9 protein-coding genes are annotated in these 8,531 nt (G+C 61.8%); 3 read left to right on the forward strand and 6 right to left on the reverse strand.

The window, feature by feature from the left end:
* From A5782_RS21765 to A5782_RS21775, 3 genes are all read right to left on the reverse strand, one after another.
* Nucleotides 1–176 (reverse strand): MmpS family transport accessory protein (locus tag A5782_RS21765; protein WP_231986758.1); only part of this gene is annotated, 176 nt, incomplete at its 3' end.
* 192 nt (nucleotides 177–368) lie between these two features.
* On the reverse strand, nucleotides 369–1,151 hold the full coding sequence (locus A5782_RS21770) for a TetR/AcrR family transcriptional regulator (protein WP_067104167.1): 783 nt from the start codon (nucleotides 1,149–1,151) through the stop codon (nucleotides 369–371).
* A gap of 68 nt (nucleotides 1,152–1,219) precedes the next feature.
* Nucleotides 1,220–2,485 (reverse strand): cytochrome P450, encoded by a 1,266-nt coding sequence (locus tag A5782_RS21775; RefSeq protein ID WP_064883338.1) that lies wholly within the window; start codon nucleotides 2,483–2,485, stop codon nucleotides 1,220–1,222.
* 138 nt (nucleotides 2,486–2,623) lie between these two features.
* On the opposite strand from A5782_RS21775, the gene A5782_RS21780 reads away from it, so the two are divergent.
* Both A5782_RS21780 and A5782_RS26970 read left to right on the forward strand, forming a co-directional pair.
* The gene (locus tag A5782_RS21780) at nucleotides 2,624–3,250 is read left to right on the forward strand and encodes a TetR/AcrR family transcriptional regulator (protein ID WP_064883301.1); all 627 of its coding nucleotides are present in this window, start codon (nucleotides 2,624–2,626) and stop codon (nucleotides 3,248–3,250) included.
* A 731-nt stretch (nucleotides 3,251–3,981) separates the two neighbouring features.
* On the forward strand, nucleotides 3,982–4,266 hold the full coding sequence (locus A5782_RS26970) for a hypothetical protein (RefSeq protein ID WP_231986755.1): 285 nt from the start codon (nucleotides 3,982–3,984) through the stop codon (nucleotides 4,264–4,266).
* 312 nt (nucleotides 4,267–4,578) lie between these two features.
* Here A5782_RS26970 and A5782_RS21790 read toward each other — a convergent pair whose 3' ends face one another.
* From A5782_RS21790 to A5782_RS21800, 3 genes are all read right to left on the reverse strand, one after another.
* A complete protein-coding gene (locus A5782_RS21790; protein WP_064883303.1) occupies nucleotides 4,579–5,463 on the reverse strand; it encodes a TIGR03619 family F420-dependent LLM class oxidoreductase in 885 nt (294 codons plus the stop codon).
* Between the two features lie 43 nt (nucleotides 5,464–5,506).
* Nucleotides 5,507–6,133 carry a PaaI family thioesterase gene (locus A5782_RS21795; protein WP_067104168.1) on the reverse strand — a complete coding sequence of 209 codons (627 nt, stop codon included), beginning with the start codon at nucleotides 6,131–6,133 and terminating at the stop codon, nucleotides 5,507–5,509.
* A gap of 101 nt (nucleotides 6,134–6,234) precedes the next feature.
* Entirely contained in the window at nucleotides 6,235–6,897 is a 663-nt protein-coding gene (locus tag A5782_RS21800; protein ID WP_231986756.1) for a TetR/AcrR family transcriptional regulator, read from the reverse strand.
* Between the two features lie 201 nt (nucleotides 6,898–7,098).
* Here A5782_RS21800 and A5782_RS21805 point away from each other — a divergent pair, with 201 nt between their 5' ends.
* Nucleotides 7,099–7,800: a hypothetical protein gene (locus A5782_RS21805; protein ID WP_231986757.1), complete on the forward strand. Its 702-nt coding sequence runs from the start codon at nucleotides 7,099–7,101 to the stop codon at nucleotides 7,798–7,800.
* Nucleotides 7,801–8,531 lie beyond the last annotated feature (731 nt).

Consider the following 8,531-nt stretch of genomic DNA (forward strand, 5'->3'; position numbering starts at 1 on the left):
TTGACGACCTTGGGCTTGAACGGCTTCGAATCATCGAGGCGCGGGCTGGTCATGACGCCGGTGTCGTGAGCGGCGAAGAACGACTTGACCCGAACCACGGCAAAGCCCCCCACCACCATGACCGCCACGATCAACAGCGGCAACCACGCGCTGCGCACCACTTTCGAAATCTGCACCCCGTGCATTCCTTTCCTGCTGCTCCCTACCACGAGAAGTGGTGATGGCCTGCAGGTAACGCCGCGAGGCGCAACCCGACCGCAAGACGGACTGCGTTACAACCGATGTCGGCAACTGCAACAATCCCCCCGCGGTCATGGCACCGATCACCCTTTTCGCGCAAGGCTTTGCGGCCGGGAAGCTCGCATGTCTTAGGGTCCTTGCACGTCGAGCGGGGTTGACTTTGCATCAGCGTTTAGCCCACCGCCGTGTTGGAATGAGCACGCAACGTGGCCGGCCGGAACCGGTTTTGCCGATGCGGCGTGCTCATGGTTCGTGCGTGGCTCCGATTTGCGTTGGGTGTCATCGTTGGACGGGTGCCGATCGAGCAGATGGATTGCAGTTCTCATGCGAGCACGTAGATCGGTGGACGAGGAACGCTCCTGTACCAGAGAGATGATCTCCGAAGTCCAGATGTCTGCAAGGATCTCTGCGATGGCGTGCTGCTCCTGATCGAGATGTCTAGCCAACAGGTCGATCGTCTGGCAGCGAACCTGCTCACCCTCATCGATACCGGTGACGTACGCCGCGACATAGGCGTGGGTGAGGGCATCGGTGATGCGATCGGAGCGTTCCATCGCATCAACGAGCCGGTCGGCAACAAAGCGCAGGCGAGCCAACGGGTCACTGAGGCCGATCTCGTCGCCGATGGCAAGGTCGAAGCGACTCAGTTCATATGCGAGGGCCGCCGTCAGCAAGTGGACCTTGGACGGGAAATAGTAGTAGACGGTCGCCATGGATACTCCGGCGCAACGCGCGACCTCTCGCATCCGAGCGTCGCTGTAGCCGCCCTGCGCGGCGACCTCTACGGTCGCATGGATGATCCGCAGCCAACGTTCTCGCTGCCGTGGGGTTTGCGGACTTCGTGAGGCCGGCAGCAAAAACTCGCGGCAGCCTTGCTCGACCTCGCGGTAGTCTTCTGGCGACAAGGGCATGCCAGCGCCTTAGAAGCTCGGGCCCGGGCGGACGGTGTCGGCGTGTAACTGATGCGAATGCCGGTGGCTCATGCCCACTGGTCCCGGGTTGAGACGCCGGGACCGGCTGCGCCGTAGGCGACGTCAAGGGTCTTGATGCCGTTGATCCATCCTGAACGAAGTCGTTGCGGCTCGGCGATCTTGGAGATGTCCGGTAACTGATCGGCCAGCTCGTTGAAGATGAGTTTGATCTCCATGCGCGCCAGGTTTGCCCCGATGCAGTAGTGAGCCCCATTGCCGCCGAAACTCAAGTGCGGGTTGGGGTCACGCAAGATGTCGAACTCGAAGGGATTGTGAAAAACTTCGTCATCGAAGTTCGCCGAACTGTAAAACAAGCCGACGCGCTGGCCCTGGCGAACATTCACCCCGCCAACTTCGGTGTCGGCAAGTGCGGTGCGCTGAAAACAATGCACGGGACTGGCCCAGCGGATGATTTCGTCGACCGCGGTGTCAGGACGCTCGCGCTTGAACAGCTCCCACTGATCCGGACGATCACAGAAAGCGTTCATCCCGTGCGTTATGGCGTTGCGGGTGGTTTCGTTGCCCGCCACCGCCAACAAGATGACAAAGAACGCGAATTCAACATCACCGAGCGCGTCCCCGTCGACGTCGGCTTCGATCAGACGTGTCACGATGTCGTCGGCCGGGCAGCGGCGCCGCTCTTCGGCCATGCCGTAGGCGTAGGCCATCAGTTCGGCATTGGCCACCGCAGGATCACAATCGAACTCCGGATCATCAGTGTTCATAATGGAATTGGTCCAGTCGAACAACTTCTCGCGGTCCGCCTCCGGTACACCGATGAGATCCGCGATCGCCGACAGGGGCAATCTCATGGCGATATCGTCAACGAAATTGCCGCTGTCCTTCTGCGCGGCAGCGCACACGATTTCACGTGCCGCCGCGGAGAGCTTGTCTTCAAGGTGGGCAACGGCGCGCGGCGTGAACAGCCTCGACACGAGCTTGCGCAGCCTGGTGTGGTCAGGCGCGTCATGGTTGATTAACAACGCCTTGGTCAGCTCGAGCTGCTCAGCGGTCACGCCCTCGGGCAGACGCATGACCGCCCCCTTGCGATTGGTCGACCACCGCTCTCCGTCGCGAGAAATCGCCTTGACATCCTCATGCCGGCTGATCACCCAGTAACCACCGTCTCCGAAGATCGACTCGGGCTGCTCGTTCCACCAAACAGGCGCGGTGCGACGAAGTTCGGCGAACTGTGTCACCGGAAGCCCCGCCAGCAACACGTCGGGATCGGTGAAATCGAAGCCCCTACCGAACGGACACGTCGTCGTGTTCATCACGGTTCCTTCCCGATCGGTCATACGTATTGTACTTGATCGTATGACCGTACATCAGGGCTGTCGAAGCGGTCGAATCACTCTCGGTGGACTATCGTCACGCCCGGACGGGAGCAGCGAATTGACAGGAGGCTCGCGGTGCGGACTCGTGGATGGGGCGGCGACGTTCCCGCCAGCGACCAGGAAGCGGTAGCGCGCATCATCGCTGCCGCGCGCTCGAGCATCGACGAGCACGGTGAGCGCATCAGCTTGGCCGATGTCGCGCGCGCCCTCAACGTGACGCGGCAAACGGTCTACCACTACTTCCGATCAACCGACGAACTATTGCAGGCGACCGCAACCGATGCCACCGAAGACTTTATGGACCAGCTCGCCACGTCCCTGTCTGGCATCATCGATCCCGCCGCGGCCATCATCGAGGGCATCGCACTGACATTGGAACGCCTGCCCAAAGACCCCTACATCGGGCTCATGCTGCGGTCACCGCGCAACGCGGCCGTCGCCGAACAGGTCACGTTGGCCAACGACACCGCCCGCATGTTCGGCCGCTTCATCCTCGACCGCCTCGACGTCAACTGGTCGACCTTCCCCCCGTCGGCCATCGAGGACGTCCTGCAGATCGTGTTGCGTACCCTACAGTCATTCATCATGTCTCCACACACCACAGGCAGCTCCGAACTTCGGAGGCTGCTGGGCATTTGGATCGGCCCGGCCGTCAGCGCCCTCCAGCGCCCAGGCCGACCGGCCGCAGCTGCGTCCGACTGATTCATGCTTCTCGGTCATCGGTAACCACCGGTCATGCGATTAACCATGCGCTGTATGACCGATACTAGAGCCGATTACCAGCTGCCGCCGCCACAGGGTGCAACCCGTTGTCAGTGGATCGCGCGTCGGCGTTGTGGGGGTACCACCAGCTGTTCATCGAACAGCAGGCATCGCGGTCAACGCCAGTTCGGCTTCCAGCGCAGCGATGCGCTTGTGAGCGGCCGCCAACTCGTCGGCTTCCACACTGGGGATGCCCTCGATGACTGGTGTCACTTTCCCGGTCGGCAGCGCAGAGCAGTCCGGCCAGCGAGTGCTCGTTCGTCAGATCCGCGAATCGTGTGGTTGTCGAACACGACAGGCCGGTACGGTTCAGAAGATGGCAGCTTGGGGCGCGCTCATGGCCGGTATCGCCAAGCAGCTCGGCCATCCACGCGGCGTGGGTGGCCGGATTGTCGGGCTCGCGCTCAATCGAGGTAACCGGGGCTTCGTGAGCGCAGCTGTGCTGGCGTTGCATGCCGACGACGACCCCGTGGTGGCCGATGTCGGATTTGGCGGCGGTCTAGGCCTGAAATTGCTGCTTGACAGCGTTGGCCGGTCGGGCCGCGTCCATGGGGTGAAAGTGTCGGACACGATGCTCAAACAGGCCGCACAGCGGTATCAGCGCGACCTCGCGGCGGGGCGGTTGGCGCTGCACCAGGTCGCTGACCCTACTGCCCTTCGACGAAGGGACCTTGAACGGTGTCCTGATCATCAACACCATTTACTTCATCGCCGAACTGCAGGAGGCGCTCACCGAGTTGGCCTGGGTGACCGAACCCTCGGGACGCATCGTAGTTGGCGTTGCCGACCCCGAGACGATGGCGAAGTTACACTTTACTGGCAACGGCTTCCGCCTTCGTCCCATACCCGAAGTCATCAACACGCTGCAAAGCGCGGGACTCACGGTGCAACACCGCCGGATCAACGCCGTTGACGGAGCACCTCACCTGTTGATCGGCACGCCGGCCCAGAGCTAGGATTCGCGACCTGTGGCCAGTCAGCATCCGCGCTAGGAGGCGAACGGCACCAATTGGAGCGACTCTCGTTCGCCGTGGACGAGTTCACGGGGTCCGGTCACGGTACCTTGCCACTGAAGTCCTGGCATGTAGCGGTCGGCGTCGGCGATCTATATGAGAGTGGGACATCGAAGTTTTCGGGCGGCTGTGTCGGTACGAACATGACTTTCCCGTTTTCGCGTTGGCGGATAAGTGTCACGGTGACGAAAGTGCGAGCGCGGGCGTTGCTGCGGTATTGCCGGCCCGTTGCCATCTCCAGAATGTGTGACGCCCTCAGCGGTTGACCTTTGAAATGACCTTCTCGGCGAATCTCTCGAGCTTGGCCAGCTTGTCTGCGAGCGGCTGGGTGTCGTCGCCCTTGATGTAGGGGTTGCGGAAGCCGACCACGACGTCAGTGACGCCCATGTCCGCCAGGCGCTTACACCCATCGACGGTGCGCGAATCCGGGGTGGCGGCGTGGATCTCGAACGCCTCGCCCGCTTTTCCCGCTTCAGTACGCAGCGCGTGCAATTTTCCGACCATCTGCTCGAGTATTTGGGTGGGACCGCCCGCGTGCATCCAGCCATTGCCCTTGTTCGCGGCACGACGCAGTGCGGCATCGGAGTGGCCGCCGATGAGTAACGGGATCGGCTGCGAGGGAACGGGACACATCTTCAGCGACGGGACATTGTAGAAGCGACCGTGAAACTCAAAGAACTCGCCGGACTCCAGCCCACGAAAGATCTCGATCGCCTCGTTCATCCGGGCGCCCTTGTGGGCCGGGTCGACGCCTGCCATGAGGTAGTCGTCTGGGTAGGGACTGGTGCCGATGCCAATACCCAAGCCGAGGCGGTCTCCGGTGAGTTTTGCGACTGAAAAGGCCTGCTTGGCGGAGAGCACGGGTGAGCGGAGTGCAAACTTCACCACGAAGGTGTTGAAGCGGATTCGCTTCGTCACGGCGCCCAGAGCTGCGGCGAGCACGAAAGGCTCGATGAATTCCTTGCCTTCGAGGAAGCTGCGGTCGCCGTCGGCCGTGTACGGATAGATGGCATCGGAATGTTGCGGGTAGGCAATGGAATCGGGGATGGTGAACCCGTCGTATCCCGCGGCCTCGGCGGCGACCGCCAAGTGCGGCAGGTACTCCGATCGCGTCATCACATCTGTGAATGTGAAACGCACCGGCGACCCTTTCCGCTCTCGCTCAGCATCGATCTTGATGCCCTCACCCCTGGCGTTTGCCAGTGGTTCTCGGGCTGATCAGCAGGCCTTGACTGGTTACCAGGACACCGGCGTCGGGTCCGCGCAGTTCGGCGTGGGTGGTTGTCTTTCGTCCGTCGATGTCAAGGATGTGGCCGTGCACGGTCAGGGGCGTGTCGATGGGGACGGGTTGGTGGTAGTCGACCTCCATTTTCGCGGTGCGGCTGAACGCTCTTCCCGCGGCGTGGATGACCATTCCGTAGATGAGGTCGAAGATCATGGGGAGTGTGCCCCCGTGGACCACAGAGCGAGCGCCAACGTAGAAGCGGCTGTACTCGACGGCGATGTCGACACCGTCGGGTTCGAAACGCGTGATTGTCCACGGTGGCATGAGCAGGCTGCCCGCACCGGGCAGGTTTGGCACGCGACCGGCCAGGCTCGCACCCTCGGCTGCTTCATGATGACCCAACAGGTCGATGAGTTCGTCGACTCGCTGCGCCGCGTGGACGAAGACGCCGTCTTCTGGGGCTGCGCTGACGGCCAGGTCTTGCAGTGTGCGCATCCCGGCCACGAAGTGGCTAAATCCGGGTCCGGGTTCGGTCAACCGAAAGATCGGCGGCGGCGCATCGTCGTGTCCTGAAGCATTGCTCATGCGCTCAGTCCATATAGGTGTATCGGGCAGGCGCTTGGGCGCCCGGGGACAACTGCCATGGTCATTCTTTCTGCTCGGTTCACCGACGCTGGCACTCTTTGCTACGACTTGGAGGTCACACGCGGTTGGCGCGTCAGGCAGCACCGGAGGTGATCGACAACCTCGTCGGCAACCTTGTCGATGGGCAGCGCGCGGTCGGTGGCGATCCAGTCGGTGAGCCAGATTTGCAGGGCGGAAATCACCAGCGAGGCAACAACTGCCGGACGCAATGCGCTAATCTCTCCGGCGTCGATAGCAGCCTGTGCTGCGTGGCTGATCATCTCCATGCCGGTGCGCCAAGCCTCGCGCTGTCCGCCGCGGCCGGCATCGATCAAGGCCGACGCGGTACCCCAGCTCAGTGCTTCGTGAAGATGCAGTGCCAAGAAGTGAGGATGGGCGGCAAAGAACTCGACCTCAGCGCGCGCACCCATGAGAATCTTCTCCAGCGGTGAGTCGATGGTCGCGGTGCGGGTCAGGACGGCGTCGACGAACTCGGTCATTCGAAGGGTATTGAGCGCATCCCACAGTTGGTCCTTGCCCGTGAAGTGCTTGTAGACCGTTGCCAACGAAACCCCCGCCGTCTTCGCGATGGCGCTCACCTTTGCTTCGTTGAACCCGGTTCGCGCGAACTCATACTCGGCGGAAGCGAGGATCTGTTCGTGGTACATCGCGCGTCGTGCATCGTCGAGGCGGGCGATGGGTGCACCAGATAGCGGCTGGTCCATGGGGCCTGCCTCCTTTCGTTGCGAGGTGCTTGTCGTGTCTGGACACGCCATGTTAGCGTGCCCGGGTAACGACGATTATCGTTAGAGAAACGCGAGTTACTCAACCCGAGAGGTCCGCCCGTGACTACTACGTCCGAGGTCACACGACAGTCGATTGCGGAACCAATTACCGCCAAGCTTCCGCCGTCCCGCACGCTGCGAGTGCTGTGGATCGTAGCGTTCGGTTCGTTGGCGCTGTCCTTCCCGCTCTACAGCCACCTGGCGTTCAGTGGGGCAAACCGTACTACCGTCGCGAACGCGATGGCAGTACAGGCGACAATCGCATACTTCCTGGGCATCTTCGCGGCGCTGTTACCCATCCCGTCGCTGAGGAACTGGACGCGATTCCAGCGCGTCCAAGCTGTGGTCCTTCCGTTTGTCATCTGTTCCTATACAACACATTTGACCTGGGAATTGGGCTGGATCATCCTCCATAAAGCAATCCCTGCTGCCCGCAACGCCGCTTGGGCCTATCCGTGGTGGAACTACATCGATGGCGGTGACGTGCGCTACCTGCACGCCGAACCCAGTTTCATGATGATCGAGGTACTTTCGGTCATCAACGCGTGCGTCGGGGTCACCGGGCTCATCCTGTTGTTCCGGTCGAAGTTCACCAACAACAAGGGCACGTTGCTCGTCATGTCGACGGCAGTTACCCACACCGTGCTCACGTGGTATTACTACGGGACCGAGATACTCAGTGGATTCGTCTCGGTCAACACCGCGAGCTTCATGGACTTCGGCGTGAAGTTCATTCTTCTCAACGCCCCGTGGCTCATCGGCCCGTGGTTCGTCCTGCTGTGGGGATATCAACTGTTGAAACGCCAGTTCGCCAACGAGGCAGTGTCGCTGGGCAGCGTTTGAGCGCACGTCCCCGGGGCGATCGCGCACACCCTGGTCTCCGATAGGGCGGCGGGCGACACGCGAAACCCCCGCACGATAGCTCTACGCGGGCACGGTCCCCGCCGGATCGTCGCGGCCGGCCGCGCGATCAGCCGCACCGCCTACCTCAACGTCGACTTCCTCGACTACGTCCTGACCGACATACCACTGCAGGCCACGACGCGCATCGGCTCCATCGAAGGTCGCAAAACCTTTCTCAGCGCCGAACTAACCCGCCCAGATGACACGCCAGTCGCCAAAGCCACCACTCTGATGATCGCGCTGCAACCCCACCAACGATGAACCACTAAACTGGGTCGCGAGCGCCGGTATTGCGGCCGAACCCTGATCATTTTCGTCTGATCGTGGGATCGTGTGTGCTCAACCGCAACCACGAAGCACGCTTATCAAAGCCAACGTGCCATTCGCCAAGCACGAGCACAACCGATGACACCGCCGCGTGCCCTGGGCTACTGCACGCCGCCCGAGTACGCTGCGGTCTGCAGGCGCAGCTCACACCCCGCCCGCCTCTGCAGCATTAATCGATCTAGATCAACAAACCCGACTCTAAAAACGGGGTGGGCTCAGAAACGGGGACTCGTCAACCGGCCTCGTCCATCACATGCACGTCGTGATGGTCTTCGGCCCAGTCGTCGCCGATGAAGATCACCAGCGTCACACCTGTGCGTGGAGGTTGGTGAACACGCGGGAGT

The sequence above is a fragment of the Mycobacterium sp. 852002-40037_SCH5390672 genome (genome assembly GCF_001665875.1).
Classification (GTDB): domain Bacteria; phylum Actinomycetota; class Actinomycetes; order Mycobacteriales; family Mycobacteriaceae; genus Mycobacterium.

Coding starts and splice junctions, on each gene's coding strand:
- A5782_RS21770 (WP_067104167.1), bottom strand. CDS start 1,151: ATGCCCTTGTCGCCAGAAGACTACCGCGAGGTCGAGCAAGGCTGCCGC.
- A5782_RS21775 (WP_064883338.1), bottom strand. CDS start 2,485: ATGAACACGACGACGTGTCCGTTCGGTAGGGGCTTCGATTTCACCGAT.
- A5782_RS21795 (WP_067104168.1), bottom strand. CDS start 6,133: ATGAGCAATGCTTCAGGACACGACGATGCGCCGCCGCCGATCTTTCGG.
- A5782_RS21800 (WP_231986756.1), bottom strand. CDS start 6,897: ATGGACCAGCCGCTATCTGGTGCACCCATCGCCCGCCTCGACGATGCA.